Genomic DNA, 26,306 nt, shown 5'->3' with positions numbered 1-26,306 from the left:
ATTATATAACAAAATAGGTTTTGTTGCTGCTGGCGCATGATTGGCCCTGTACAAAAGTTCTGCAAAATTCGCAGTTAAATAATTTGACCATCTGACTCAAACTCATATCCAACTAGTGAATCAATATCAAATTTCTCTGAATTAGATCCCATCAATTCAAAATCGTATTCACCATGGATATTTACATGTTGCCACGAAATCATACTGTTGCTATTAAGAGAACCTAATATTTCTTCTTGAACTTGCTTCTTAGCATTTGATATTTTCTTCGTGAGATTTAAGTAGTTCCATAATACCACGGAGTTCTGAATTAAGTTTCTACATGTTACCGCTAGGTTTTGCTCTTCTTTAGTGCCAACCTTGAATTCTTGATTATTTCCAAAGAATATTTCTTTGGCAAATTTGTGCCATAACTCGCCTTTGTTTAGTTGCTTTTCTATTCTTTGCCTTAATTCAGGATCATCGTAGTATTCAAGCAAAAACAAAGATTTATGAATTCTGCCTAATTCTTTCAGAGCCTGATACAACGGATGGTTTTTCGCATAAGAGCTTAACCGCTTCATAAGTACTGATGCAGTGACTTTTTTAGTTTTTAAGGAAACTAAAAGTCTTAAAATATTATCCCACTGAGTTAATAAATGATTTTCATCGATGTATTTAGATTTTTCAGGAATCAGCCTGTACCCTTTATCCTTATAACTCCTTGAAGGATGATCTTTGAAAGTATATAGTATTTGATTACCTGGGCTTTTAATTCTTGGAGCAAACTTTATTCCTAGGGAATTACAAACTCCAAAAATCACTTCTGTATAGCCATGTGTATCAGTACTGTGGATAGTACTTTCAACCACATCATTATATAGTAATCCATCAAGTACATAGGCTGCCTCCCTTTCTGAAGCACTGATTACAGTATCATAGAATAGTCTACTGTATTCATCAATAAAACTATAAGCTGTGACTCCCCTTCCTGTTCCAAAATATTTATATGAATAACTGGAATGGATAGATGGTACGGAGACCCCAAATTTTTGTCCATCGCTTGACGTATGATGTTCTTCAGCAACCTCTTTGAAGTATCTAGGAACAGATAGTTTATCAATAAGTTCAATTACAACTCTATTGGCTTCATTTAGGTTTTCTTGACTAAAAAACCATCTTACAGTATTTTCCAATTTTTCAGAACCAATCCCTTTAGTAATCTTCCCCATCTTTCTCACTCCAATATTGCAACCTAAGGCAATAATTCCAGCCATTAATACTTCTTTTTCGGGCTTATTGGTCCCCCTTTTCATACTGAAATGGATGAACGAGTCAATGAAGTTCGTTGATTCAGAGATATCATATAAGATATCAACTAATGGGAAGATTTGATCATTTGAAATTAATGATCTTAAAGATTGTTCTGTATTGTTTTCATTTTTGGGAGTGTTAACAACCGGCTTACCTTTTTTGTCAATTTTTACGTGCTCATTTTTAACAAGCTTTTCATTAGTTTCAATATATCTAGAATGAAGTTCTTCTTTAAGATCATTCAGCACTTTTCGTCCATCCATCAAATGCAGAAGATTTGCGGACTCGAGAAGTTCTATCTTATTGGTGGACCATAATTCTTCCTCAATCATGTAATCATTGATAGATTTATAATTGTTAGAGTATTTAAGATTTAAAGCACCGGATTTAATATTGTTTGCGGATTCAATAAAAAGTAAAGCTTTATATAGTTTTCCATCAAATTGCCCATCAGAATCTATCAGAAACTTATTTTGGGTATCTGACAAGAATTCAACTTTTGGTTTTGTCCCTATATTTCCATTTTTTGATTGATAGTCAAATACTGGCATATAAATAATTGGGTCAGATGCTTTTTCATTAAATCTGATTGATATGAATAGATCTTTAAGTTTTCTTGAAATTCTCAAAGAACCAGTACTGATCTTTTCAAAATACATTTCATCTTTAAGTTTCTCCGATATAGACTCTTCAAGATTCTGAAATTCCTTAATGATTTGGTCTCTTAACTGGTTGTTCGATTGAATAATTTCCAATGAAGATCTTACTTTTTGTTCAGCACTATATCCTGGAGATGTCAGAATCTTCTTTACTCTCTGGAGCTTTGTCTCTTGCTTGTCAATGCTTCTTATAATCCTATCCTTTGTTTCAAGAACTTGTTTAGAAGGAGCTTTTCGCTGATTTATAAAGTCCTCCTTCACTCTGTTCTCAACTTGGTTAAGGAAAGACTGAATAGTTTTTAGAAAAATATCTACAAACAAATCTTGTCTAACCCTATACTGATATGTAATAAATGATAGAACATATAGATATCTTTTTTCTGGATTTTTGATGGCATTAAACTGAGGTTGTTCAGCAATTATCATCCAACTAGCATAATAATTAACTAGAGATTCTGAGATCGTTAGGTCATTTAATACAGGCTCAAAATGATGGAATAAATCAGAAATAATGTTGAATTTCTTGACACTCTCTTTAATTTTTGATGTCTTCGTTTCTTGATTTGGAGATTTGAGCGTTGTTATTAAATATGGATTATGTGGGGATAGTTCTCCATCCTCAGCTGGCATTGTAATAAATTGGTCGAGTACTTCCTTCTTCTCATCATCTAACCATTGATCTATTTCTCGTATTATATTGCCCTCATAAGTATTGAAGGTGTCCATTATTAATGTTGAGATTCGAGAGTAATTGGGGATTTCAATTTTATGCTCAATTAAGTACTTGACTAGTGAAAAAAAGATTTTTTTAGGTCTAATAGCTTTCTCTACTAAATTAAACGCCTCAGTCTTTGCATCGGCAATTGAGTCTTCAAATGAGTGGAAGCCACTCTCATCTAGTATTTGCCTTTTATGAAGCCTCAGGGTTGATTCTTTGTACCACTCGTCTTTTGATTCAATTATTAAGGAAGAATCATATTCAACAAGTGTTGAAACAAATATTATATCCTCCTTAAGAAATTTGCATGGAGGAAAAAATTTATTCTGGGATAGAAAATATGCTTGTAAAAGAATATAGCCAATTCTACTTTCAATATTCTTAAACCTTCTGTCTGAATCTTTAAAGAAAAGGCTTCTTTTATCTTCCTCAATTATTTGAGGAGAATCAAAAGTGGCAATTTCTGAATTACTTAAAAAACGATACCTACTAGACATGTCCTATTTTGAAAATAATGAATCCTTCACTTTTTTAATTGTATTAGGTGAACACTTACACAATTTCTGAATCTCCCTAGACGAATAGCCTTTCGCTAGATACTTCTGAATATCCATATGTTTTGCGAGAAAGTTATCAACTGATTCCCTTGATCCGACCTTCCTTCCGGTAGTTAGCCCTTTAGCTTTCCGCGATCTTATTCCGGACTTGATTCGATAACTCATTTGTTCACTTTCAAGCCTAGCCAGATCTGCCATGATCGTCACAATCAATTTAGTAAATATTTCGCTCGATGAATCTGATTTGTTGATAGTAGTTCCCAGGTTATGTATATATATGGCTACTGATTGTTTTTTAAGCTTTTCAATCAGTCCGAGGACTTCATGAGTATTCCTTCCAAGTCTTGAAACTTCTGAGACCATGATACATTCAATATTATTAGACTCAACAAATGCTAATGCCTTCTGAAGAACAGGACGCTCATTAAGAGAAACCGAAAATCCAGATATCTTTTCTGAGAACACCTTGATAACCTCAAAGCCTTTGAGAGACTTCATATCGTTAATCTGTCTTAAGGTTGATTGATCCTTGGTTGAAACTCTAGTATAAAGAATGGCTTTCATGTTATCATTTAAAGACTAGCTAAAATAGTATCTATTTTTAAAGCTAATGATTAAGGAATTGGTCAAACATCAAAAAAATGATAACATTATTTATTTAATAACATCTAAGAAAGAAAATTATATATTATGAGTACCAATTAATAAAGTAAAGGATTCACAAACTGAGCCTACAATCTCCTTTTAATTTACGATTTTATAATATATGTTTAGACATATTTTGTTTAAACTTTTAATTAGATTCACTTATTAATACTTAATTAATCACTTAAATCCAGAGAGAAATGAGTTTAAAAGAAAAAATTGAAGACCTGAATCAGATGATTTTGTCCGGACAAATGATGGAGGCTTTTGAAAAGCACTACCATACCGATGTTTCTATGCAAGAAAATAGTCAACCACCGACAATTGGAAAAGACGCTAACAGGGAACGTGAAATTGAGTCAATGGGAAATATTGAAACATTCCATGGCGCAGAAGTAAAAAGTGTAGCGATTGGAGACGATGTGACTATGGTAGAATGGGAAATGGATGTGACCTATAAAGGAGCGCCTCGGATGACCATGTGCCAAGTAGCTGTCCAAAGGTGGCAGGATGGACAGATAATCCATGAACGATTTTATTATTCTTCTTAATATGAAAGAGCTTTCATATAGATATTCAACTTTTTACTTATAGCATGATTTGAAAACTATCTAAAACCAATAAACGATGAAAATGAAAACCAGATTGATCGCAAGCTTACTTATCCTAGGGCTATTTGCGTGTAACAATTCAAACAAAAATGAGTCGTCTGACTCTGGGGAACAACAAGAAGCAAATGAAGACACAGTCACCTCAGTTTCTTACGCAATTGACACAACCAGTTTAGTAAACTGGAAGGGTAGCATGATTGGCGTATATGCCCATGAAGGAACTATCAGCTTCAAAGAAGGATCACTTACAATTACAGGCGGCATTGTGTCTGAGGGTGTCTTTGTAGTGGACATGTCATCAATGGTCACTACAGATGATGATGCGTTGTATGAAATGGCTCCTCGTGAAAAGTTGATCGGGCACCTTCAGTCTGATGACTTTTTTAGCGTAGAGACTTTTCCAACATCGAGTTTTACGGTAAAAAGTGCCACAGAAGGTTCAATCACCGGAGATCTGACCATTAAAGGGGTAACAAATGAAGAGACGGTTACGAATGTTTCCATAAATGAAGACGGAGGGAAGTTAAGTGCAAGCGGAAATCTGACTTTTGACCGTCAGGTCTATGGGATTTCATATAAAAACACAATGGGAGACATGGTCCTGGCAGATGAAATTGAGCTTCGCATCGAGCTATTAGCTACAAAAAAATAGCATCTAATCATTAGTTAATATGGAAACAAAACAATTATCAAAAGGTAGAGTAACATGAACGTTGCAATTTTTGGAGCTACAGGAAGAACTGGCATTCATCTTGTAGATGAAGCCGTTTCTTTGGGCCATAATCCTGTTTGCCTGGTGCGTGACGAATCTTCTTCAAAACTATCTTCGAAGAAGGTGTCCATCGTAACCGGGTCACCACTTGAATATGAAGATGTAAAGAAAACCATTGATGGTTGTGAGGCTGTATTTTGTGCGCTAAACATCGCACGGGCATCTGATAATCCCTGGTCAAAAGTTGTTTCACCTCAGAACCTTTTAGAACAGTCCATGTCCAATATTGTGAGGGTAATGAAAGAGAAAGGGATTAAAAGGATATTGACTGTGTCTGCCTGGGGAGTGGCGGATAGCTATGAAGAAACCAACTGGATGTTTAAACTATTGATCAACAAAACCAATGTAGGCACTGCTTATAGGGGGCATGAGCAACAGGAAAAAATCCTGAAGGAGAGCGACCTGGAGTGGACGTCTGTAAGACCTGTCGGATTAACAAATAGTCTTAAACATAAACCAACACGTGTAAGCATAGATGGTTCAAAAAAACTTCGCATGACAATTGGAAGAAAGGACGTAGCTAAGTTTATGCTGAGTATCTTAAAAGATGAGCAATATTTTAGGAAAGCCCCTAGTATTTCTAACGATTAAGATAAGGGCAGCTCAGAAATTTTGATTTTTTTGAGCTGCCTTCTTTCATTTACTACGTAATTGAATATGACATTAAGCTATGAACAAATTGGAATTAACCTCTTATAGGCCTGGAGCAAAACCCAAAACCACCCCCACGAACCCTCATACACAGTTAGATCAGCAGCCTGAGGATTTAACCTTTATAGAAGAGTTAAATAAATGGGCCTTTTCCCTCCCATATATCTCTAGGGAGCAAAGCAGAATTTCGGTACCCGGAGCTCAAGCTATGTGCTTACCCCATGATAAAAGTTGCCAGCACTGCAATGCGTTTATGGTAGGTACAGAATTCGCGCATTTTCATCCCTATCCGGATTATAGCATGCACCTAAGTCTGCCAGAAAATGACGTAAAAGAAGTCATCGACAAGGGATGGGGTGAAATGCACCCTGTTGTGTACAAGGGTTGGCTTCCACCAAATTTCATTATGCTTTATGCTCCCAGAAACAATGAAGAATTGGAGGTAGCCAAAATCATCCTTACCCAATCATATAATTTCGCCATTGGGAATAATGATTAGTTAGATTCAAAAGACTTATAGTGAGATTAGAAGACGAAATAAAAAGTAGCTTTAGAAACGAGTATCACAAGGCTCTTGTCAACTTGTACTATACCAATAGTTTAATCGGACAAAAATTTTTTAAGCTAATCAACAAGCATGGGTTAGCCACCCCGCAGTTCAACGTACTCAGAATTCTAAAAGGCCAGTATCCTAAGGCTGCCACTATTGGACTTATAAAAGATAGAATGGTTGATAAAAACTCCGATGCTAGTAGAATTGTGGACAGGCTACACAAAAAAGAGTTAGTAAACCGTACCGAAAGTCAAATTGATCGAAGACAAAAGGAAGTAATCATTACCCAAAAGGGTTTGGATTTACTTGAGAAAATGTCTTTTTGCGAGGAAGAGGAAGACGCCATCCTTTCTAATTTGAACAAACAAGAGGTGCAACATTTAAATATGCTACTAGACAAGATCAGGTCATAACACTATTATGGATCGATCCACTTTTTTAAAACTATCAATTATAGGAACTATGGGTGCAACCACATACGGGTTAAAGGGATTTGCAAAGTCGATCCAAGATATGAAACGTACTGATCAAGTGTTACCTGTATTGTTTACATCTCACGGAAACCCAATGGATATACCAATACCAGCTTATGGGAATCCATTCACCTCCTATTTGGGAGATACTGGAAAGCAGATCAGGGAAAAATATAAAGTAAATGCTATTTTGGTCGTCTCCGCTCATTGGTGCACGAATGGTACTTACGTAAATACATCACCATGGCCTGAAACGCTTTATGACTATTATGGTTTCCCTGCAAACTATTATACCGAAAAGTATCCTGCACCGGGAGCACCAGAAATCGCAAAAGTGATAGCTTCCAATATTTCTACTATCAATGAAACTACAGACTGGGGTTTTGATCATGGCAACTGGCCCATGCTGAAGCATCTTTTTCCCAAAGCCGATGTTCCTGTTTTTCAGTTGAGTATTGACTATTACAAGCCACCACAGTATCATTATGACTTGGCATTACAGTTAAAGAAGTATCGAAAAAAGGGAGTGTTAATTATAGGAAGCGGTGCACTGGTGCATAATCTCCAATTGGCGATGGCAAAAATGCAAAGGAGAGACACCAAACTATACGGTTGGGAAATGGAGTTTGACAGTTGGATTAAACAGCGAATTGATGCAAGGGACTTGAAAAGCATCATTAACTATGAAACGAATAAACTGGGTCTGTTAGCAGCTCCGACACCTGATCATTATGTTCCGCTGATCTACTCAATGGCGCTGGCTGATAGTCGGGATGAAATTATACATACTTATTCAGAAATGCTTCCCGGGTTTAGTAACAGAAGTTTTATAATCGAACAAGTGGATAAGTAGTATGTTCGAGCTTGATACCTTTCAATCCTTCATGACTAGATGACAATGACCAAGTTTTAACCTTTAAATTTTAAATAATGGAACAAAAGGAGATTTTCGATCTTCTAAAAAAAGGAATAGAAGATTTAATGCCGGCCAACAAGATTTTAGGACTGCAGATAGAGGAGTTAAAGGAAGGTTTCGCATTAATAAAGGTTCCCTTCAAAGATGAGTTCATCGGTGATTTTTTACAAGAAAGATGGCATGGCGGCATACTTGCGTCCATAGCCGATACTGCAGGGGGAATTGCCGGAGCAACTATGCTCAGTGCTATGTCGGATAGAATTAATACAGTGGACATGCGCATAGACTATCTACGTGGCGCTAAAAAGGGGGATGTAAAGGCGACTGCCAAAGTAATAAAGAATGGAAAGACCATCGTTAAAGTAGATATACAATTATTTCAAGATCAAAAAGATGATCCCATAGCTGTTGCGCGATGTGTTTATAGTGTTTTAAAATCAAAATAGCTAGAAAAAGACTGAGAAATCGGGAGGAACAAGTATTTTCATTTTTTTTAAATTCAATGTCTATTTCTTCTCTTCTTGTAAAAAAAGTACACAGATAGAATGGGTTTCGGAATCTTTCTGATCAGCTAACAAACTTATAATAATCATATTTTCATTTCCTCATGGTGATTTTTTAATCCCGCAATAAAATGATCTATTATTTGAGGTAAGTCCTTATTACTTTTCTTTAGTTCAGGAATTCTACATCGCAGTTTAGCCAATTGCAGGGCCATTATAGCCAAAATCCGTGCATCAACCTCTCTTCTGAAACATTGCAATGAAACCCCCTCACTAATTGCCTTTTCAAATGAAGAAACAATAAAATTATTTTCAAAGGTGCTGAGTTCATCTTTCCCATCAGGTATATAAATGGCTATAAATCTCAAAACCTTGTCGTCAATAAGCATGTATATTTCGTTACACATATAGAAGAGTTGAATAATTCTTTGTGTTGGATCTAGGTAATCTATTTTGGTTTCGTAATATTTTATGTGCTTAACAATAAACCTTTTTAGAAGAATAGTAAGTATGTCTGATTTAGAATCATAGTACTTATAAATGGTTTTTTTTGAAATTCCTAATTCAACGGATACACGATCGAGGCTTGCATTTTCAAAACCCTCTTCTAAAATCAATTTTCGAATTGTCGCCAGAATCCTAAGTTTTTTCATACTGTCAATTAATAAAATAAAGTTAGTTTTTCTGTTTCAGAACTAAAAATTACATATTTGCACTTCATAAAAAACTCATGGAAAAAGAAAAAGCTCAGTTTATTGAGACTACTGGTGCTCTCATTGAAAAAAAAGGATTCTCCCCTATAGTGAGTAGGGTACTTTCTCTGCTATTGGTATCTGATTCTGAAACGATGAATTTCTATGAAATACAAGAAACCCTGAAAGCCAGTAAATCAGCAGTGAGTAACGGAATAAACTATCTTCTTGATAAAAAATATATAGAGGCTAGTACAAATATAGGTGATCGTAAGAGGTACTTCCGCCTGAATTTTAAGACCTGGATTGAATTGTTAAAATCAATTAGCGAAGAATACAAAGGCTATAGGGTGGTGCTGGATCAAGCATTGGAACTCAGATCTAATAAATTAAAAGAAAGCAATTTACAACTCACTGAAATTCGAGATTTATATCAACTTTTTGAGAATAAGCTTTCCGTTATTCTTTCTGAATGGGAAGCTAAAAATTCAATACAATCATAGCATCGATGAATCAAATCTTTTATAAAACTATTTTTATTCTACTCGCTTTATCTGTTTTCAGAAATAGTGCAGCGGGTCAGGAAATTTTTTCATTGCCTGAAGTGGTAGCATATACGCTGGAAAACAACAGCGAGATCAAGAAAAGCCTGATACAGGAAAAGATAGGTTACGAGGTGACTAAAGAAGTCAGAAGTACGGCTTTACCACAGGTAATGGCAAGTGGGAATTACACTAATAACCTGCTTCTTCCGGTTTTGGTTGTGCCTGGAGAACTTACAGGCAATCCGGGTGAGGTTAGCACCTTAGAAGTAGGGTTGGATTACAACAACTCTATTGCATTGTCGCTTAACCAACCTCTTTTTGATAAATCTGTATTTACTGCTTTGAAAGCTGCAAGATCCTCTGAAGAGTTGTATGCTTTAAGGGTAAAAAAAACCAAAGAAGAGGTCGTTTACCGAGCAGTAGTCCTTTATTACAATGTCTCCATATTAGATAGGAATATTGATATCCTTCAAAGTAATTTGGATCAGACCAATAAACTTCTTGAAATATCCTCAGTGCAATTAGATCAGGGCTTCATCAAGCAAGTTGACCATGATCGTCTCAAGGTTTCTAAAATGAACCTTGAAATACAACTATCCGACCTGTCCCTTACTAGAAAAAACACCATAAAGCAACTGCAGCTAATCATGGGGATGGATCAGGGGACTATCCTCATTTTGGAAAACGATGAAGATAAAGAAGTGCAGTTGGTTGATGTACCGCCTATGACTAATGAAAATCTCACGGATCTCAACCTACTTAATGTTCAAAAGAGACTATACGAACTGGAAAAAATAAATTTTCAATCAGGGTATTTCCCTAAGCTGAGTTTTTTTGCCAACTATGCCTACAATGGCATAAGTAACGATGCGCTATTTTCGGGTTCGGATGCAACTACCAACTGGTATGACGTTTCATCCATTGGGCTCAGTCTTAAGCTGTCACTTTTTGATGGTTTTAGGAGAAGTGCCCAAAGCATGCAATCCCAACTGAAAAAAGAGCAGGTTGAGGAGTCCATCGAATTTACAAGAGAACAATATAGTGTCGACTATGCCAATGCTCAGAATAAACTCAATCAGAGTTTATCCACCCTTGAGACGAGAAAAACAAGTGTTGATCTGGCACAAAAGGTCTATGACCTTTCTCAGAAAAGTTATGAAGAAGGGTTGTCCGACCTGACAGACTTATTGAGTGCAGAGACTGCACTTACTACCGCTCAGCTCAACTACTCAGCAGCACTTCTTCAAGTGAAAATATCAGAAATAGAAATACTCAAATCAACAGGTAAACTCCTCGAATCTTATTAATTAAAAATATGAAAAAGATAATAATTAACTCAATAATATTCCTAGCCCTGATTGCTCTGGTTGCCTTTATACTGAAGAGCAACAAAGAAGAAATGAAAGAGGAAGTGAAATTGGCCCAGATAAAACCAGACTTCATTCCGGTGAGTGTAGAGCCATTGAGAAAAAGAACGATTGAGAGGAGCTTTCAGGTAAATGGTAACCTGATTCCGAACAAAGAAGTTACTGTTTCATCAGAAATGCCCGGGGTTATTGAATCAATACAGATTGAAGATGGTACATATATAAAATCAAACCAGGTACTTGCCAGACTTGATGACCAAACTATAAAAGCAGCTTTGGATTTAGCGAAGGCCAATTTTGAGAAAATAGGAAAAGAAAAGAAACGTATTGAGAACCTATTTGAAGCTGGTGGAATTAGCCAGCAGGACTTGGATAATATTCAGCTGGCTTACGTAAAGGCCAAGACTGATTTGATTTCAGCAGAAAAGGCTTATAATGACACATTTATTAGAGCGCCATTTTCAGGAATAAATGACAAAAGATACATTGAAAAGGGAAGTTATGTGCGAGGTGGAGATCCACTTTTTGACATTGTAGATGTAGACAGGATGAAAATGGTGGTAATGGTTTCTGAAAATCGCATACAGCAGGTGGAATTGGGCATGTCTGTTACTATTACAATACAAGCGATGAGTGGTAATGAATTTGAAGGGACAGTAAGCAGAATTGGAGTCAGAAGTTCAGAGGCCCTTACATTTCCAGTAGAAATTAAAATTACAAATGCATCAAAGAATTTAAAGACTGGAATGTTTGGGACTGCCCATTTCAATATTCAAACGAGTGAGGCATTAGCCTTAAATCGAAATGTCCTTGCAGGTAGCATTGAAAACCCACAGGTCTATATTTATCAGGACAGCACAGCGGTATTGAAGAAAATCGTGATTGGCCAAAGAAATGACAACTACATAGAAATAGTCTCCGGCATTAATGAAGGAGACTTAGTTATTATCTCCGGTCAAATTAATTTAACAGATGGTGCTAAAGTTGGGATTAAAGAATAGCTCATTATGAAAATCACTGAAATATCAATAAAACGATCCACAGCACCTGTTGTGGTTTTTATAGTACTTACATTGCTGGGTTTAGTCTCTTATTCGCTTTTAGGCTATGAGCTTCTCCCCAAGTTTACTCAACCCATTGTTACCATCACTACCACTTATCCAGGTGCGGCTCCCAGCGAAGTGAAAACATCAGTTTCTGAGAAAATTGAAGATGTACTTTCCTCCATGGAAAATGTGGAATCTATCAGTTCTACTTCGCTAGAGTCTGTTTCAATTGTCACGGTTGAGCTCACTACAGACGCAGATGTAGATTTGGCGCTACAGGAAGCTCAGCGTAAGGTCAACGGAATCATATCTCAACTTCCGGAGGATGCTGATCAACCTTCGTTATCAAAATTTTCAATTGATGACTTGCCAATTATTAGCCTGGCCAGTACAGCAAGCAACTTGGTCCCTTCGGCATTTTTTGATCTTGTAGATCAACGAATAGTTCCCGAGCTTTCAAGGATAGACGGCATGGCTCAGGTACAATTAGTAGGTGGAGAAGAGAGGGAAATCAAAGTCAATATTGACAGGGAAAGGCTAAAAGCATACAACCTTTCCATTTTACAGTTGGTACAAATGATTGAAGTATCAAATCTTGATTTTCCAACCGGGAAAATAGAAACCAATGAAGAGCAGCGAACCATACGGCTTTCAGGTAAATATCAAGACCTGGAAGAAATAAGAAATTTAGTCATTGGTTCTTTACCAAGTGGAGCAGAGATAAGGGTTAAAGATATAGGCGAGGTAGTGGACGGAAAAGTCAAGGTGGAAAAGGTAGCACGCTTTAATCTTGAAAACTCAATAGGAATACTCCTCACCAAGCAAACAGATGCAAATGCCGTAGCGGTTAGTGAGCTTGTACGAGATAAAATCCAGGAGCTGGAAGAAATATACAGTGAGGAAGGCCTCAAATTTAACATTGCCCAAGATCAATCAGAATTTACACTTGAAGCAGCAGATAGTGTAATACACGATCTGTACATAGCAGTCATTCTTGTAGCCATAGTCATGTTTTTGTTTTTGCACAGTATAAGGAATGCTATTATTGTAATGATAGCTGTGCCGATTTCCCTTGTTGCCACTTTTACTGCGATGTACCTTGCCGGCTTTACGCTAAATCTGATGACCCTTCTGGCACTATCCTTAGTGGTGGGTATTCTTGTGGATGATGCCATTGTTGTTATAGAAAATATATACAGGCATATGGAGATGGGCAAAAACCGGATCAGGGCTTCTTTTGACGGGGTGAAAGAGATTGGGTTTACAGTCACTTCCATCACACTTGTGATTGTTGTGGTTTTCTTACCGCTTGCACTGGTAGAATCTCTTATATCCCCGATATTGACGAACTTCTCTCTGGTGATCGTTGTAGCCACGCTATTGAGCCTTTTGGTGGCATTCACAATTATTCCCCTGCTAACCTCTCGTTTTGCTAAAATAGAAAGCTTCAATCCTAATGGTCTCGCAGCTCGGTTTAACAGGACTTTTGAAGGTGTTATAGACTCTTTTGGTGGATGGATTAACAGGGTTTTGATTCAATCAATGAACAACAAGACAATCACACTTATTGTCACTGGGGGATTGTTAATTGGATCCTTTTTGCTTGTTGGATTTGGATTCATTGGTGGCGAGTTCATTACACAAGGAGATCGAGGCGAGTTTGTGATTCGCATTGAGCTCCCGAAAAACGCTTCGGTGGAAAAAACCAACCTTACAACAAGGACTGCTGAGAACCTGATTTCAAAATTACCAGAGGTGGTGAGTACCTTCACCACTGTTGGTCAGACCAGTCAGGGTTTTGGTGGAACCCAGGCTATACCAAATGAAGCTGAGATCAATGTAAAGATGGTTCCTTATGATCAGCGTGATGTATCAGCAACCGTATTTTCAAAGCAAGTCAAGCTCATGCTTCAGGAAGATATACCAGGAATTATTGTCTATTCATCGCCTACAAGTATACTAGGTACAGCTACTGAAGCGCCAATACAAGTGATCTTTGCCGGACCGGACCTGGATCAGCTGATGAAGCTTGCTAATGACATAAAAAATGACTTGGCAAAAGTAGCGGGTACTACAGAACTTGAATTGAGTATTAGAGAGGGAACACCAGAAGTAAAAGTGGATATAGACAGAGACAAAATGGCTAGCCTGGGATTGGATTTGGGTACCGTTGGTGCTACCATGCAAGTAGCCTTTTCTGGAAACACTGATGCAGCCTATAAAGATGGAAACTATGAATATGACATTAATGTGAAACTGAATGAATTTGATAGGAGAAAAGTTAGAGATGTAGAATCCTTGATATTTATTAATAGGTATAATCAGCCGGTAACACTCGATCAGTTTGCAGTTGTTTCTGATACGGTAGGTCCATCAAGGCTGGAACGAAAAGACCGGATCAACTCGGTCAAACTATCTTCTAAGATAATAGGTATTCCAGCAGGGGCTGTTGGTCAGGAATTACAGGACATCATTGATAATAAGGATCTACCTCCAGGAGTAACGTATTCATTTGATGGTGATTTGAAAAGGCAATCACAATCGTTCGGGGCTTTAGGTTCTGCTTTTCTTTTCTCAATAATCCTGGTATATCTAATTCTTGTGGCCTTATACGATAATTATATCTATCCGTTGGTCATTCTTTTTTCCATACCTGTAGCCATCGTTGGAGCACTCCTAGCCCTGGCGCTCGCAAAACAAACACTGAATATCTTTTCCATCTTGGGGATCATTGTATTAATTGGCCTTGTAGCTAAAAATGCCATTTTGGTGGTTGACTTTGCTAATCAAGCCAAAGAAAGTGGCTCTAATACACGAGACGCTTTGATAGAAGCAACTAAAGCGCGCTTAAGACCGATATTGATGACGACCATTGCCCTGGTATTTGGTGTATTGCCAATAGCTCTCGCCAGTGGAGCTGGAGCTGAGTGGAAAAATGGCCTTGGATGGGCAATTATCGGGGGTCTTTCCAGTTCAATGCTCTTAAGCCTTGTGGTCGTCCCAGTTGTCTATTTGATTGCTGATAGACTGGTAGAAAAATTAGGATTGACGGAGAGAAAAGAGAAATATACCACTGAGCTGAATGCGACTCAAACGTAAACTTAAAAGATAGATGGAATGAAAGAAGCAGTAATATATCCCAATCAAAAAGCACCTAGCTTGTTCAGGAGCAAGATTTTAAATGCATTAACATGGTCCCATCCAGCCCTGATTTTCACTATGTATCTATTGCTATCTGCTGTAGCTGTGTTTATATATTATAGTGAGTTTAATGCGAGAATTGATTTGATAATCATCTACTTCTTATCTGGACTGTTTTCATGGACATTTGCTGAATATTTACTTCATCGCTTTATTTATCATAAAATTAAAGATGCAAGCTATGACACAGGATTTCATTATATGTTTCATGGCATCCATCATGCCTACCCCAATGACAAAAGCAAAACTGTTTTACCTCCAGTACCTTCACTTGTTATAGCTGGATTCTTTTTTTGTTTGTTTTATGTTATCCTCGGTCATGAAGCACTCATCTTCAGTCCGGGATTTGTTATAGGATACTCAGTTTACATGTGGATACACACAATGATCCATCGATTACCTGTGCCCAGTAGATTTAATTTCTGGTGGAAACATCATAATATACATCATTATCAACAACACGATCGTGCTTTCGGTGTAAGCACACCATTATGGGATATTATATTTCGAACTATGCCAAAGGAAGGCCGTAAAACCACTGTATGCAAATTTGATAAAAATGAATTAAAAAATAGAACTACAAGTAATCAATATTGAAGAAGATTTAGAAAGGAAATTGACCGTGTTTTAACAATGATTTCTGAGTCAACCATAATAGAAGTCAAACAATATACAAATGAACTGCTTATTAGTTTAGACCACAAATACCTATTTCATAATTGGAATCATACGCAGGAAGTTGTAAAAGTGTCAATGGAATTAGGTAAACAATGTGGTCTTTCAGAAAAGGATTTGTCAATCTTGAAAGTGGCGGCTTATTTTCACGACACTGGGCATGTCAAAAGCTACACCAATCATGAAGAAATGAGTGCAAGGATTGCAGCTGAGTTTCTAGAAATTAGAGATGTGGCAAAGGAAGAAATTGAAACAGTTAAATCCTTGATTCTTTCAACAAAACTAACTTCACCATGCTTAACCACAATGGAAGAAATCCTTCATGATGCAGATTTGAGTCATATCGGAACTTTAGATATGGAGAGGAGAGCCAAGGCACTAAGAAAAGAGTGGGAATACTTACTTGGATCTAAATATTCAGAACGTGAATGGTTAGAATTGCAGATTTCTTTTTTGAGTCACCTAAGATTCTTGACTGAGCCTGCAAAAATAAAATTCGAACCAATCCTTAGAATCCATATAGGACATATGAAAAAGAAACTTTTTGATTTGTCTTCAAAGGAAAAATGAGTTTTTTAAACTTTTCACAAATTCATGAGCAATTTTCAAGACATGTGAGGAATTAAATATTAATCCAAATTAATAGATCATTAGTCAGCATGTATGTACTATTATTGATCCTATTGCGAATTTGGAAATAACTCCAGACTTTATATATATGTATGAAATGGAGAAGTGTGAGGATTTGATCCTTATGGAAAAGGCTGGTAGGTTAAGGTATTTTTGATCCTTTCTTTGTGAAACTTACATATAGAGACTCATCTCCTTAGATAATAAAGCGAACGATAGGAAAGAACGATTCTATACATAGAATTGAATTTAATCCTCTACTTCATATTTTTACTAAATGGCCACACAACCGATTGTTGCTGAAATGCTAGACGGCTTATGGCAGTTTATTTTTCCTGAAGATATTGAATCTGAGGATGTGCAGGATAGATACTGGCAAGCTATAGAACTGCTAGATGTAGATACTAAAAAATCCGCAGAGATTTTGTCTGAATTAGCAACCCGATTCCCGTATTTCATTGATGCTCATAATCATTTAAGTATTGCCTACAAAAACCTCAATTTGAGAGATAAGAGTTTTGAAACTGCGAAAGAAGGATACCAAATTGGGAGAGCTTCTTTTCCTAAAGAATTTGACCACAAACAAGATATGCTAAAATGGTCGATCTTGGAAAACCGACAGTATCTAAGGTCGTGCCATGTTTTAGGCTTAGAATACCAGGACAGGAATGAATATCATCAAGCGATTGACCTTTATCATGATGTTTTGATAAAAAATCCAGGAGATAATCAAGGAGTGAGGTACCTTATTTTTGAATGCTATCTGCATGAACGAAATTTGGAAAAAGGCCGTGAATTTCTTGAAATGCACTATGACACTTCAATAGAGTTTACCTATGGAAGAGTTTTAGTTGACGTTCTTACTAACAATAAGGATTTAGCACTAGAGAATGTCAATGAGGCATTAGCTTCTAACAAACACCTTCCTCAAATTATAATTGAAAATGGTCGCAATAAGCCAATGCCATACAGAATACCTGGTGAGCCAAACTTTGTTCCAGAAGGTGTACCTATAGGTTCTGTTCACGAAGCATATGAGTATTGGAATAGAAATAAAGAGATTTTGTCTTCAAAAATTGTCCAAGATTTTATTAAGAGGATATGAAATTAATGAGCAGTAATCACATCTCGGAGACACTTTATAGGTTAAGAGGATATGCCAATAGAGTGGACGAAAACGATGACTTTAGCCAAGACGCCATGCTATTCTATAGAAAAGCTAAGAACGGAAAGTATGTGGTCATCAATCACTTTAATAGGAAAATGAAATTAGAGTTACAAGGTTTTGATTCTTGGCTCTGTGAGTATTCTAGAAATGATGAACCGGGGATAGATTCACCAATTAGTATAACGGAAATTAAATTGGGCTTAAAGCTACCTCAAGATCTTAAGCTAATTGATCAATATTATTGATGGTGTGAAAGGGTGGTTAGAGTGTACGTTTTATAATCGCAAATATACATCACACCCGTATAGACCATAGAGGCCAATGACGGGGCTAACTTGAATTTATTCAACTGCGAATTTTGCAGAACTTTTGTATGGAGCCATGATTGGTTCTATTTCGATTATATAATGATATTATGTTAAGCCGGCATCAAGGCCGGCTAGTATTGACGTGTAGAGCTTCTAAAGTTTAAATTTTCAGATTGTGCTTCTAGCCAAGGTGTTATATAATTAGACGTTATATTAAATAGCCGCTCGGCCAGCGCACAATTCCATCACGCACCTTTGCCCTGACCAAACGGCTATTAATAGTTTCCCACCCGCTTGTGAGCTATGGCTCACTCACCAGCCCAAATACAAGAGATTTCCAGGCAAAGTGATCGTTCTATTTTTAGTTATCTGTACGATTGGTCAGATTGATTTCAAATACCCCATTCTCGGCGATTAGGAATTTGCCTGTAAAACACTTGCAGGCCAATGCTTTGTTTTGGCACAGCTCACCATGCGTCTGTCATCCTGAGTTTATCGAAGGATCTCACAGACGCTTGTAAACGAATTAGAATAGCTCACAGGTCATCACTCTTTTATCTGTGTTCGCTTAATCGCTCAAGCCGCTGGGCTCATACTTTTCCATTGATGAAAAGTATGCAAAAATCTAGGCAAAATAATCACTCCCAACACACAACCCATCGCACCCCCGGTATTTTGCCTTGCCAGCCCGCCTGGAAAGATAAAAGTCTATTTAACATAATAATGATCATGAGTAAAGTTGAATTCACAAGTCACTTTTTTAGCTCAATCCCTCAATTTTGTATTGAGTTACAAAATCATCCTCAATATCCCTAAAGCTGTTGGTACAGTATATATGATCTATTGATTCTCTCAATTCATCAAACCCATAATTAAATTGGCCATGTGTTACATAAAGAAATACCTTATTTGCGCCCTGCCTCTTTAATTCCTTAGCTAAATACTCGAATGTTCGACCTCCATCCGCAATATCATCAACAATCAAACAGTCCTTAGAGTCAAGATTCCCTTGAATTTGAATCTTTGGTTCCCCATTAACTCTAACTTTATTAGATGGGATTAAGTCTGCATTTAGTTTTTCAGCAATTTCATGAGTTGTTTTATAAGCACCGGCATCAGGACTTATAAGCAATGGATGATTTAGTTTTTCATAAGTTTTTTTTACAAATTCAAAATGTGAAATAGATTCACTATTATGAATTAAGGCAAGAGTCACAGAACTATGCGGATGTAGAATATTCACTTGCTTAAAGTCCATGCCATTAATGAAGTTACTGATGACTTTTAAGTCAAAAGATTCTCCTTCATTAAACCTACGATCTGATCTCTGCCCAATTAGTGACATGATATTTAGTTCAGAGTAGTGACCATTGTAATCCAATCTATCCCACGCTTCTTTAATTGAAGCAACACTAAACAGATCTTCGTAACTGTTTCCTCGGCAAGTCACAACCAAATCACCAAATTCCAAAATTTTTGATGTGACCTGCCCGTCTTTATATTTTTTCGTTTCGTATTTCATCGACTAGTTTCTTAAGATGTTTATATGACTCTTTCAATCCTGCTCTGTCATCTAGCAAAATGTTGTAATAGGGTTTTCTAGTTTTCATCAACGGATTTTCATTGATTAGATCAAAGGGTATTTCCCTACGTTTCAAATCCTCTAGAATTGCATTGAGTTTCTCCCCTTCATTCCCCGTAAACAATATCATAGTGAAGCCTAGAGACTTACATTCGCGTAATAACTCGATGATCTTCTCATACGATATACCATGACCGTGAAAGTCATAAACAGTGTTATCATAATCATAAGCAACAAATAAACTTTTATGCTTCAAATAATCATTTCTCAAACGATTATAGTAATCATATTCAAATACATCCATTGATTCTATTTCTTATTTCTTGCAAAGAAACCTCATTGAGAAACCTGCCATCTTCATAGATTATTTTCAATTCTCCAGCAGATTCATCTTCTTCACTTACTTGATCAATCAATGAAAAACTCCCATTCAGTTTTTCGACCTTTAGTAATCCCCTTGCTGATTTCTTCACTCCATCATCCGTAATAGGATCTTTAAATATTTCACGCCTTTCTCCGTTTACAACTACTGAAGTGGCTTTCATAGCAAATCCAAACGTATCCCTTGTGTTAAACTGATACGTAAAGGAACCAATCCCAAGCACCACATTGGTAGAAGCAAATCCCTTGTCATAGAGTCTTTGGCAAATTTCTTCGGCTCTTTCTGTAGTGATGCTATCTCCATAAATAGCACCAATATGAGGGTCTAACACCTTAAATCCTTGCTCATTAACAGTTCCTCCAAAAACATCCCAAAGTAATTCAACAACTCCTTTTTGAGGTGGTGTACCATCACTTATTTCTCTGTTAATACCGCAAATTATATCAACAGGATCACCGCTATCTGGTCTGATGACCAACTTACCATCCCTTGCTAAAATTTCTTCCTTCAAGGTAGGCAGATACGATGTGATGACTTTCCAGAGATCCCATGTATCACTAACCACAGATAAAATTCCATTTGGATATTTTTCTATTAATTCACGAAAGGTACCAAGCTCATCCTCTTTAGTGCCAGCGCACATAACACTATGCTCGGTGGCGTTAACAGAACCAACTACGAACCCGTCTGCATTATAGTACTTTCTCATACCTCCGATTACAGGAAGTGTGTCAGATCCTAAAAAAACAGCAGCATGTCCCATGCCAGACGCTAACGCGCTGGATAATCCTCCCATTCCTCTCATGGAAAAATCATGACCTTGAAAATCAATAATAGCCAAGTTATTCTGGTCAGTAGCAAGCGCCCATTTTTTAAAAATTCTTTTATACTTTATCGCAATAGAAGCTGATGTCATAGGCTGCCATAGCATCGCGGAGAAAATGGTTTCAAGGAAGTTCGTAATCCAGTAAAACTCAGGCTTGGTATTTACCACCGTAACCATAGGCACTCGGATAGGAACTTCTTCTCCTTCATCAATAGATTTTACTCTAATCGGTAAATACTGAAGATCATGAAGTTGCTCAAAGTGAGTTACATCATAATCTGCATTTAGGTAGGTTGATAGTTCATTCTTAATTTCATTGCAGATTAATTCTTTTGGCTTGGAGAAGAAGTTCTCTTTGAAATAATCATGCAACCATCTCATAACGTACTGCTGACCAAAAGAAACAACTTTATCGATTCCCTTTGGGGCATATTTAGCGCTTCTTGGTGTCCAATTTGAGTAAACTTCTTCTGTACCTCTTGGATATTGGAAGTGATGACCTGTTTTATAACCGTCTGTTAAAAGTAATCCGTTCATATTTCAATTGTTTTATTTGTGTATTTATTACGCAAATAAAAACATGCAGTTTCAATATTAAAAATTATTTGTGTTATTTTTACACTAATAGATGTGATTCTTATGGAAATAAAGCTAGCTGTTGATGCAGTTGTTTTCGGGTATGATAAGGAGTATGGTATTTCAATATTACTAATTAAAAGAAAATTTTCTCCATTTAAAGGTGATTGGGCATTGCCAGGTGGATTTGTCTTACAAAATGAGACGCTTGAGCAAGCTGTTGAGCGGGAGTTAATAGAGGAAACGGGTATTTCAATTAGCTATTTAGAACAGCTCTATACGTTTGGGGAACTAAATCGCGACCCCAGACAAAGGGTAGTCTCTGTGGCCTATTTTGGACTAGTAAAATCATCAAAGTTTAAAAAGCTTTCTGCCACAACTGATGCAAGTGAGGCCAAGTGGTTCAACATCAAAGATTTACCTAAGCTTTCATTTGACCATGCTGATATTATTGGAATGGCAATTGACCGATTGAGAGCTAAAATCACCTACCAGCCAATTGGTTTTGAATTGTTAGATAAAAAGTTTCCTTTTTCGGATTTAGAGCATCTATACACCTCATTACTTGACCGGCCGATAGATAGAAGAAACTTTAAGAAGAAAATCATGCATCTCGATATTTTGGAAGAGTTAAACGAGAAAGTGAAACTTAAAGGAGCTGGTAGACCAGCAAGCCTTTTCCGATTCAATAAGAAGAATTATGAAAGGTTAGTAAAAAGAGGAATGCATTTTGAAATTTGATAGTATGATTAAAAACTTAACCTTATCATTTTTATCCATTTTAGTTTTTGTTGAAGCTTACGCACAGAAAAAGGTTGACTCACTTACTTATGAATTAGAAGAGGTGACTATTTCTGAAACCTATCTAGCAAAGAAGAGCGACCCCCTATCCTTTCAGAACTTGTCAATTGAACTTCTTGAATCAAAGAATATCGGTCAAGAGCCATCATTTATTCTAAGTTCTGCACCATCTATTACTGTCTATTCTGATGCTGGAAGTTATCAGGGTTACTCATATTTCAGACTTAGAGGAATTGATCAAACCAGGGTAAACATGACCCTAGATGGTGTTCCTTTAAATGAACCAGAAGATCAGGGAGCTTATTTTTCCAATTATCCTGACTTTCTCAATTCTGTCAGTAGTATCCAAATCCAAAGAGGTACTGGCACTACCAAAAATGGATCTGCAAGTTATGCGGGAAGTATAGATTTTAGTTCGCCCAGATTATTTGATGAATCTTCTTCAACAAATTTTGGTGCTGGCTATGGTTCCTTTGGGTCATACAGGTTATTTGGAGAACATAAGTCTAGGTACGATAACAAGTCTATTTATTTGAGAGCCACTAATTTTCACTCTGATGGCTATAAATACCGATCTTCAAATGACTCAAAATCAATATTTTATGCCGCTGGTGTATATGGCAAGAAGAATAAGTTTAAACTGATTGGATTTGCTGGTAATCAACAAAATGAATTAGCATGGCTCGGTGTATCAGAATCAGAAATTGAACTCGATCCAAGATCAAATGCTAATACCAATGAAGATGATGAGTTCACTCAATCCCATACCCAGATTCAACATCAGTATGTTCCTAATGATAATATTCTTGTTAGCTCAAGTATCTATTATAATTTCCTTAAGGGCAACTATGATTTTGATCTGAACAATTTCCTTGGATTTCCATCAACGGATGAGATGCTCAATTATGCTCTTAAGTCTCATTTCATAGGTATTCTTTCAAACCTGAATTATAGAACTGAACGACTTGATTTAACTGTTGGTATTCATGTAAATAACTATGCTCGAGATCATTTAGGTAGCGAAAGATCTGCAGGACAGCTATATGAGAACACAGGATATAAAGATGAATACAGTGCCTTTGGCAAATTGAGCATCGATTTAAGTCCTATACTATTAATCTTTACCGACCTACAATACCGCTATACATCTTTTGATTATCAAGGATCGGTTGAACTTGATAAAATGTCTTGGAATTTTTTCAATCCAATTGCAGGGATAACTTTCATGCCCTCAAATGATGTTGAGGCTTACTATAGTGTTGGTAGAACAGGAAGAGAACCTACCAGAACGGATATTTTCGGTGGATGGGACGACCTTCAATCAGATGAAAACAATGATCCCATCCTATTCATTGTAGACCCAGAGCATGTTATTGACCATGAACTAGGACTAAGACTTAACAAGCAGTTTGGTTCTTTATCAGTGAATTTGTTCCATATGAGCTTTGACAATGAAATAGTCCTAAATGGCCAGTTTGGACCAAATGGATTAGCATTGAACAGCAATGTTGACAAGAGTTTTAGACGAGGTATTGAATTGAACTTCTTTACTAAAGAAATCAACTCATTTGTCCTTGAAACAAACCTTTCATTTAACGACAGTGAAATCAAACAACAGTCAGAAACTTTTAAGCCGATTTTGACTCCATCAGTAATCCTAAATCAGGATATAATGTACTCCAAAAATAAGTTCGAAGTTGCCTTGGAATACAGATATCAAAGTAGCTCTTACATTGATTTCGCTAATGAAAATGAGGTTAATGATTACATGTTACTTAATGCACGTGCTTCATACAAGCTAAATAGATTTAAGTTTTCAGCTTTCATAAATAATCTAACTAACACTCAGTATTTCAATAATGGATATGTGGATTTTGACGGTTCACGAAAGCTGTTTGTTCAAGCACCAAGGAACTATTATGGCCTAATTACATACAGTTTTTGATGAGTCTCTTTGATATCGAAAATATCGCCTTTACAATATTAGGATACGACCTTAGTTACATTGAGCTTATAGGTACCCTATTCGGATTTATATCCGTAATTCTAGCCGCCAGAGCAAATATTCTTACATGGCCTACAGGAATAATTAATGAGGTAGCATTCTTCATTCTTTTTTATCAGGTACAACTTTACTCAGATATGTACCTCCAGGTCTATTTTTTCGGTGTTACAATTTATGGATGGTATTATTGGAAGAATCAAAATGGCTCAAGAAGCATAACCAATCTATCAAAAAAGTGGCGATTTAGAATCTTACTAATTCTTGTCATTACTACCCTTATGAGTGGCTATTTGATAAGTAAAGTTCACTTGTATTTTTCTGAAATATTCTCACAACCTGCGTCTTATCCATATTGGGATGCACTGACAACCATGAGTAGCATTGTCGCTACCGTGCTACTTTCTAGAAAGATTATCGAAACTTGGGTGCTGTGGATTATCGTAGACATTATTTCAGTTGTTCTATATCTTCTTAAGGGTATTCATTTGGTCGCAATCGAATACTTCATATTCCTCATTATTTGTGTCGTAGGATTGAGAAATTGGAGGAACAAACTATGACTAAAGGCTTTGTTTTTGGAAAATTCTTGCCCTTTCATTTGGGTCATAAAGCTCTAATTGAATTTGGAGCAAGCAAATGTGATGAACTTACGGTTTTAGTATGTGCAAGTTCTAAGGAATCTATATCCAGCGCAGTTAGATCACAATGGATATCCGAAACCTTTTTGACTAATCCTAAGATAAAAGTATCTGTTTATAACTATGACGAATCTGTACTTCCAAATACATCAGAATCTTCTAGAGACATTTCGAAGGTGTGGGCAAAGGAGTTTTCCAGGTTACTTCCTGATATGAGCATTTTATTTACTTCTGAGCCTTATGGAGAATATGTTGCTGAGTGCATGGAAGTCCATCATATACCCTTTGACAATGTCAGAAGTAAGGTTTCAATCTCTGGTTCTGATTTAAGAGAATCACTCTATGAAAATTGGCAATTTTTACCCCATAGTGTGAAGCTTTATTTCCAAAAGAAAGTCACCATACTTGGAACCGAATCTGTTGGGAAAAGTACACTCACTGATCATCTTTCAAATCGATTTAAGTCATCTGTGGTCCATGAATTAGGGCGAGATGTAATTCCAGATTCTAAGAGCTTCTCTGTAGATCAGCTCAGACAAATAGCCGAAGGTCATGCCCAGAATATTAACGTTGAAACTAGCCAATTGCAGCCACTAATAATTGTAGATACTGATATTCATATTACTCAGTCTTATGCCAAACACACATTTGGTGAGTATCTAGATTTCCCACAGTCAATCTATAATCGTAATAGAGCTGACTTGTATTTGTACCTCAATAAGAACGTTCCATACATTCAGGACGGTACGAGACTTGATGAGAATGAAAGGAATAAACTCGATATTTCGCACCGTGATACCTTAAGGCATTTTGGAGTTGAATTTGAGGAACTGACCGGTACTTATGAAGAAAGAAATCAGAAAGCTTATGAGCTTGTTGAAGAATTAGTGAATCGTTTCTAATGCCGCACACATTCATCTTTCACCTCTACTCTATCCCACCTCTATAAAGCTGAAAGAGTGCTCGTTAATACCAAGAAATGATGTGACTGCTTATAAGGACGAAAAAGGCCTTCCCTAAACTATTAATCCCGCCCCTGAACCCAAAGCTATATTAACATAACGCAGGCCATTATATAACAAAGCTGTAGTTTATTGCTGTGTGGTTGTTTGACGATTATCGTACCGCTTGATTATATAATGATGGCCGACACTGGCCCGGTGTTTTGGCAACCCACCCGCCTTTTTGATTGACGATCCTACTTAACATAATATAATACCTGGGTATTCCCCATAAGAAAAGCAAAGTTCCGGTTGCTCTTTCAGGAAATGACAAGGGTAACCTGCCTGCCGTCAGGCAGGAATGAATCAAGGCTCTTTAGCCATCGCTAAAACCAACCGCACCAAAACCAGCCTTGCCCCTTGCTTTTACGTCAGACCTTCCGGGTTAAACCGCATTCCCTGGTGTGGTTATCGGGGGTTCACTTTTTATATTATTTTATTATGCATGATTATAGACTATTTAGTTCAGCGGCATCAGTGGCTATTTTCATACGTCATTCGAATCGGTCGCT

The 26,306-nt window shown here is 36.8% G+C and carries 24 protein-coding genes; 18 read left to right on the top strand and 6 right to left on the bottom strand.

Translation table 11 applies throughout. From position 1 onward, the window contains the following. Positions 1 to 74: 74 nt before the first annotated feature. Together ACEQZT_RS02635 and ACEQZT_RS02630 are read right to left on the bottom strand one after the other, a co-directional pair. Positions 75 to 3,167, bottom strand: a complete 3,093-nt coding sequence (locus tag ACEQZT_RS02635; RefSeq protein WP_370086951.1) for a Tn3 family transposase — start codon at positions 3,165 to 3,167, stop codon at positions 75 to 77. 3 nt (positions 3,168 to 3,170) lie between these two features. After that, on the bottom strand, positions 3,171 to 3,791 hold the full coding sequence (locus ACEQZT_RS02630; protein ID WP_370086949.1) for a recombinase family protein: 621 nt from the start codon (positions 3,789 to 3,791) through the stop codon (positions 3,171 to 3,173). A gap of 281 nt (positions 3,792 to 4,072) precedes the next feature. On the opposite strand from ACEQZT_RS02630, the gene ACEQZT_RS02625 reads away from it, so the two are divergent. The 7 genes from ACEQZT_RS02625 (at position 4,073) to ACEQZT_RS02595 (ending at position 8,294) form a co-directional block, all read left to right on the top strand. Next, positions 4,073 to 4,423, top strand: coding sequence for a SnoaL-like domain-containing protein (locus ACEQZT_RS02625; protein WP_370086947.1), 351 nt, complete (start codon positions 4,073 to 4,075; stop codon positions 4,421 to 4,423). An 82-nt stretch (positions 4,424 to 4,505) separates the two neighbouring features. Beyond that, positions 4,506 to 5,135 carry a YceI family protein gene (locus ACEQZT_RS02620; protein WP_372530124.1) on the top strand — a complete coding sequence of 210 codons (630 nt, stop codon included), beginning with the start codon at positions 4,506 to 4,508 and terminating at the stop codon, positions 5,133 to 5,135. A 54-nt stretch (positions 5,136 to 5,189) separates the two neighbouring features. Beyond that, complete coding sequence (locus tag ACEQZT_RS02615; RefSeq protein WP_370086943.1) at positions 5,190 to 5,846, top strand: NAD(P)-dependent oxidoreductase; 657 nt, start codon at positions 5,190 to 5,192, stop codon at positions 5,844 to 5,846. Positions 5,847 to 5,925: 79 nt separating this feature from the next. Next, positions 5,926 to 6,405 (top strand): phospholipase, encoded by a 480-nt coding sequence (locus ACEQZT_RS02610; RefSeq protein ID WP_370086941.1) that lies wholly within the window; start codon positions 5,926 to 5,928, stop codon positions 6,403 to 6,405. Between the two features lie 20 nt (positions 6,406 to 6,425). Continuing rightward, a complete protein-coding gene (locus ACEQZT_RS02605) occupies positions 6,426 to 6,872 on the top strand; it encodes a MarR family winged helix-turn-helix transcriptional regulator (RefSeq protein WP_370086939.1) in 447 nt (148 codons plus the stop codon). A 49-nt stretch (positions 6,873 to 6,921) separates the two neighbouring features. Continuing rightward, positions 6,922 to 7,785: a dioxygenase gene (locus tag ACEQZT_RS02600; protein WP_372530123.1), complete on the top strand. Its 864-nt coding sequence runs from the start codon at positions 6,922 to 6,924 to the stop codon at positions 7,783 to 7,785. Between the two features lie 77 nt (positions 7,786 to 7,862). Next, positions 7,863 to 8,294, top strand: coding sequence for a PaaI family thioesterase (locus ACEQZT_RS02595; protein ID WP_370086935.1), 432 nt, complete (start codon positions 7,863 to 7,865; stop codon positions 8,292 to 8,294). A gap of 143 nt (positions 8,295 to 8,437) precedes the next feature. On the opposite strand, the gene ACEQZT_RS02590 is transcribed toward ACEQZT_RS02595, so the two are convergent. Then, the gene (locus tag ACEQZT_RS02590) at positions 8,438 to 9,004 is read right to left on the bottom strand and encodes a TetR/AcrR family transcriptional regulator (RefSeq protein ID WP_370086933.1); all 567 of its coding nucleotides are present in this window, start codon (positions 9,002 to 9,004) and stop codon (positions 8,438 to 8,440) included. A 77-nt stretch (positions 9,005 to 9,081) separates the two neighbouring features. Here ACEQZT_RS02590 and ACEQZT_RS02585 point away from each other — a divergent pair, with 77 nt between their 5' ends. From ACEQZT_RS02585 to ACEQZT_RS02555, 7 genes are all read left to right on the top strand, one after another. After that, a complete protein-coding gene (locus tag ACEQZT_RS02585) occupies positions 9,082 to 9,546 on the top strand; it encodes a GbsR/MarR family transcriptional regulator (RefSeq protein ID WP_370086931.1) in 465 nt (154 codons plus the stop codon). 5 nt (positions 9,547 to 9,551) lie between these two features. After that, on the top strand, positions 9,552 to 10,895 hold the full coding sequence (locus ACEQZT_RS02580; RefSeq protein WP_370086929.1) for a TolC family protein: 1,344 nt from the start codon (positions 9,552 to 9,554) through the stop codon (positions 10,893 to 10,895). A gap of 8 nt (positions 10,896 to 10,903) precedes the next feature. Further along, positions 10,904 to 11,956, top strand: a complete 1,053-nt coding sequence (locus ACEQZT_RS02575) for an efflux RND transporter periplasmic adaptor subunit (RefSeq protein ID WP_370086928.1) — start codon at positions 10,904 to 10,906, stop codon at positions 11,954 to 11,956. A gap of 6 nt (positions 11,957 to 11,962) precedes the next feature. Next, positions 11,963 to 15,100: an efflux RND transporter permease subunit gene (locus ACEQZT_RS02570; protein ID WP_370086927.1), complete on the top strand. Its 3,138-nt coding sequence runs from the start codon at positions 11,963 to 11,965 to the stop codon at positions 15,098 to 15,100. A gap of 18 nt (positions 15,101 to 15,118) precedes the next feature. After that, positions 15,119 to 15,799 carry a sterol desaturase family protein gene (locus tag ACEQZT_RS02565; protein ID WP_370086925.1) on the top strand — a complete coding sequence of 227 codons (681 nt, stop codon included), beginning with the start codon at positions 15,119 to 15,121 and terminating at the stop codon, positions 15,797 to 15,799. 36 nt (positions 15,800 to 15,835) lie between these two features. Continuing rightward, positions 15,836 to 16,447, top strand: coding sequence for an HD domain-containing protein (locus ACEQZT_RS02560; RefSeq protein WP_370086923.1), 612 nt, complete (start codon positions 15,836 to 15,838; stop codon positions 16,445 to 16,447). Between the two features lie 337 nt (positions 16,448 to 16,784). Next, positions 16,785 to 17,612, top strand: coding sequence for a tetratricopeptide repeat protein (locus tag ACEQZT_RS02555; RefSeq protein ID WP_370086921.1), 828 nt, complete (start codon positions 16,785 to 16,787; stop codon positions 17,610 to 17,612). 1,131 nt (positions 17,613 to 18,743) lie between these two features. Here ACEQZT_RS02555 and ACEQZT_RS02550 read toward each other — a convergent pair. Genes ACEQZT_RS02550 through ACEQZT_RS02540 form a run of 3 tightly spaced genes read right to left on the bottom strand, consistent with a single transcriptional unit; the run spans position 18,744 to position 21,310 of the window. Further along, entirely contained in the window at positions 18,744 to 19,505 is a 762-nt protein-coding gene (locus tag ACEQZT_RS02550; protein ID WP_370086919.1) for a phosphoribosyltransferase family protein, read from the bottom strand. Then, entirely contained in the window at positions 19,480 to 19,869 is a 390-nt protein-coding gene (locus tag ACEQZT_RS02545; RefSeq protein ID WP_370086917.1) for a hypothetical protein, read from the bottom strand. The genes ACEQZT_RS02550 and ACEQZT_RS02545 overlap by 26 nt, the downstream gene beginning before the upstream one ends. Beyond that, positions 19,856 to 21,310 (bottom strand): nicotinate phosphoribosyltransferase, encoded by a 1,455-nt coding sequence (locus ACEQZT_RS02540; RefSeq protein WP_370086916.1) that lies wholly within the window; start codon positions 21,308 to 21,310, stop codon positions 19,856 to 19,858. Before ACEQZT_RS02540 ends, ACEQZT_RS02545 begins: the two co-directional genes overlap by 14 nt. A 102-nt stretch (positions 21,311 to 21,412) precedes the next feature. Between ACEQZT_RS02540 and ACEQZT_RS02535 the strand changes: the two genes are divergently transcribed. From ACEQZT_RS02535 to ACEQZT_RS02520, 4 genes are read left to right on the top strand one after another with little or no spacing between them, the layout of a single operon-like run. Next, positions 21,413 to 22,090, top strand: coding sequence for an NUDIX domain-containing protein (locus tag ACEQZT_RS02535; RefSeq protein WP_370086914.1), 678 nt, complete (start codon positions 21,413 to 21,415; stop codon positions 22,088 to 22,090). Between the two features lie 4 nt (positions 22,091 to 22,094). Next, on the top strand, positions 22,095 to 24,095 hold the full coding sequence (locus tag ACEQZT_RS02530) for a TonB-dependent receptor (protein ID WP_370086912.1): 2,001 nt from the start codon (positions 22,095 to 22,097) through the stop codon (positions 24,093 to 24,095). Next, positions 24,095 to 24,715 carry a nicotinamide riboside transporter PnuC gene (gene pnuC, locus ACEQZT_RS02525; RefSeq protein WP_370086910.1) on the top strand — a complete coding sequence of 207 codons (621 nt, stop codon included), beginning with the start codon at positions 24,095 to 24,097 and terminating at the stop codon, positions 24,713 to 24,715. The genes ACEQZT_RS02530 and pnuC overlap by 1 nt, the downstream gene beginning before the upstream one ends. Continuing rightward, positions 24,712 to 25,695 carry an AAA family ATPase gene (locus ACEQZT_RS02520; RefSeq protein WP_370086908.1) on the top strand — a complete coding sequence of 328 codons (984 nt, stop codon included), beginning with the start codon at positions 24,712 to 24,714 and terminating at the stop codon, positions 25,693 to 25,695. Before pnuC ends, ACEQZT_RS02520 begins: the two co-directional genes overlap by 4 nt. Positions 25,696 to 26,306: the final 611 nt, after the last annotated feature.

The sequence above is a fragment of the Ekhidna sp. genome (assembly GCF_964218185.1).
Classification (GTDB): domain Bacteria; phylum Bacteroidota; class Bacteroidia; order Cytophagales; family Cyclobacteriaceae; genus Ekhidna.
Note: the sequence above shows the minus strand (reverse complement) of the source record. Positions and strands in the feature narration are given on the sequence as shown.

Bases quoted from the DNA above. Each gene is read 5' to 3' on its own strand.
- ACEQZT_RS02635 (WP_370086951.1), bottom strand. From the start codon at position 3,167: ATGTCTAGTAGGTATCGTTTTTTAAGTAATTCAGAAATTGCCACTTTT.
- ACEQZT_RS02630 (WP_370086949.1), bottom strand. From the start codon at position 3,791: ATGAAAGCCATTCTTTATACTAGAGTTTCAACCAAGGATCAATCAACC.
- ACEQZT_RS02625 (WP_370086947.1), top strand. From the start codon at position 4,073: ATGAGTTTAAAAGAAAAAATTGAAGACCTGAATCAGATGATTTTGTCC.
- ACEQZT_RS02620 (WP_372530124.1), top strand. From the start codon at position 4,506: ATGAAAACCAGATTGATCGCAAGCTTACTTATCCTAGGGCTATTTGCG.
- ACEQZT_RS02615 (WP_370086943.1), top strand. From the start codon at position 5,190: ATGAACGTTGCAATTTTTGGAGCTACAGGAAGAACTGGCATTCATCTT.
- ACEQZT_RS02610 (WP_370086941.1), top strand. From the start codon at position 5,926: ATGAACAAATTGGAATTAACCTCTTATAGGCCTGGAGCAAAACCCAAA.
- ACEQZT_RS02600 (WP_372530123.1), top strand. From the start codon at position 6,922: ATGGGTGCAACCACATACGGGTTAAAGGGATTTGCAAAGTCGATCCAA.
- ACEQZT_RS02595 (WP_370086935.1), top strand. From the start codon at position 7,863: ATGGAACAAAAGGAGATTTTCGATCTTCTAAAAAAAGGAATAGAAGAT.
- ACEQZT_RS02590 (WP_370086933.1), bottom strand. From the start codon at position 9,004: ATGAAAAAACTTAGGATTCTGGCGACAATTCGAAAATTGATTTTAGAA.
- ACEQZT_RS02585 (WP_370086931.1), top strand. From the start codon at position 9,082: ATGGAAAAAGAAAAAGCTCAGTTTATTGAGACTACTGGTGCTCTCATT.
- ACEQZT_RS02580 (WP_370086929.1), top strand. From the start codon at position 9,552: ATGAATCAAATCTTTTATAAAACTATTTTTATTCTACTCGCTTTATCT.
- ACEQZT_RS02575 (WP_370086928.1), top strand. From the start codon at position 10,904: ATGAAAAAGATAATAATTAACTCAATAATATTCCTAGCCCTGATTGCT.
- ACEQZT_RS02570 (WP_370086927.1), top strand. From the start codon at position 11,963: ATGAAAATCACTGAAATATCAATAAAACGATCCACAGCACCTGTTGTG.
- ACEQZT_RS02565 (WP_370086925.1), top strand. From the start codon at position 15,119: ATGAAAGAAGCAGTAATATATCCCAATCAAAAAGCACCTAGCTTGTTC.
- ACEQZT_RS02560 (WP_370086923.1), top strand. From the start codon at position 15,836: ATGATTTCTGAGTCAACCATAATAGAAGTCAAACAATATACAAATGAA.
- ACEQZT_RS02555 (WP_370086921.1), top strand. From the start codon at position 16,785: ATGGCCACACAACCGATTGTTGCTGAAATGCTAGACGGCTTATGGCAG.
- ACEQZT_RS02550 (WP_370086919.1), bottom strand. From the start codon at position 19,505: ATGAAATACGAAACGAAAAAATATAAAGACGGGCAGGTCACATCAAAA.
- ACEQZT_RS02545 (WP_370086917.1), bottom strand. From the start codon at position 19,869: ATGGATGTATTTGAATATGATTACTATAATCGTTTGAGAAATGATTAT.
- ACEQZT_RS02540 (WP_370086916.1), bottom strand. From the start codon at position 21,310: ATGAACGGATTACTTTTAACAGACGGTTATAAAACAGGTCATCACTTC.
- ACEQZT_RS02535 (WP_370086914.1), top strand. From the start codon at position 21,413: ATGGAAATAAAGCTAGCTGTTGATGCAGTTGTTTTCGGGTATGATAAG.
- ACEQZT_RS02530 (WP_370086912.1), top strand. From the start codon at position 22,095: ATGATTAAAAACTTAACCTTATCATTTTTATCCATTTTAGTTTTTGTT.
- pnuC (WP_370086910.1), top strand. From the start codon at position 24,095: ATGAGTCTCTTTGATATCGAAAATATCGCCTTTACAATATTAGGATAC.
- ACEQZT_RS02520 (WP_370086908.1), top strand. From the start codon at position 24,712: ATGACTAAAGGCTTTGTTTTTGGAAAATTCTTGCCCTTTCATTTGGGT.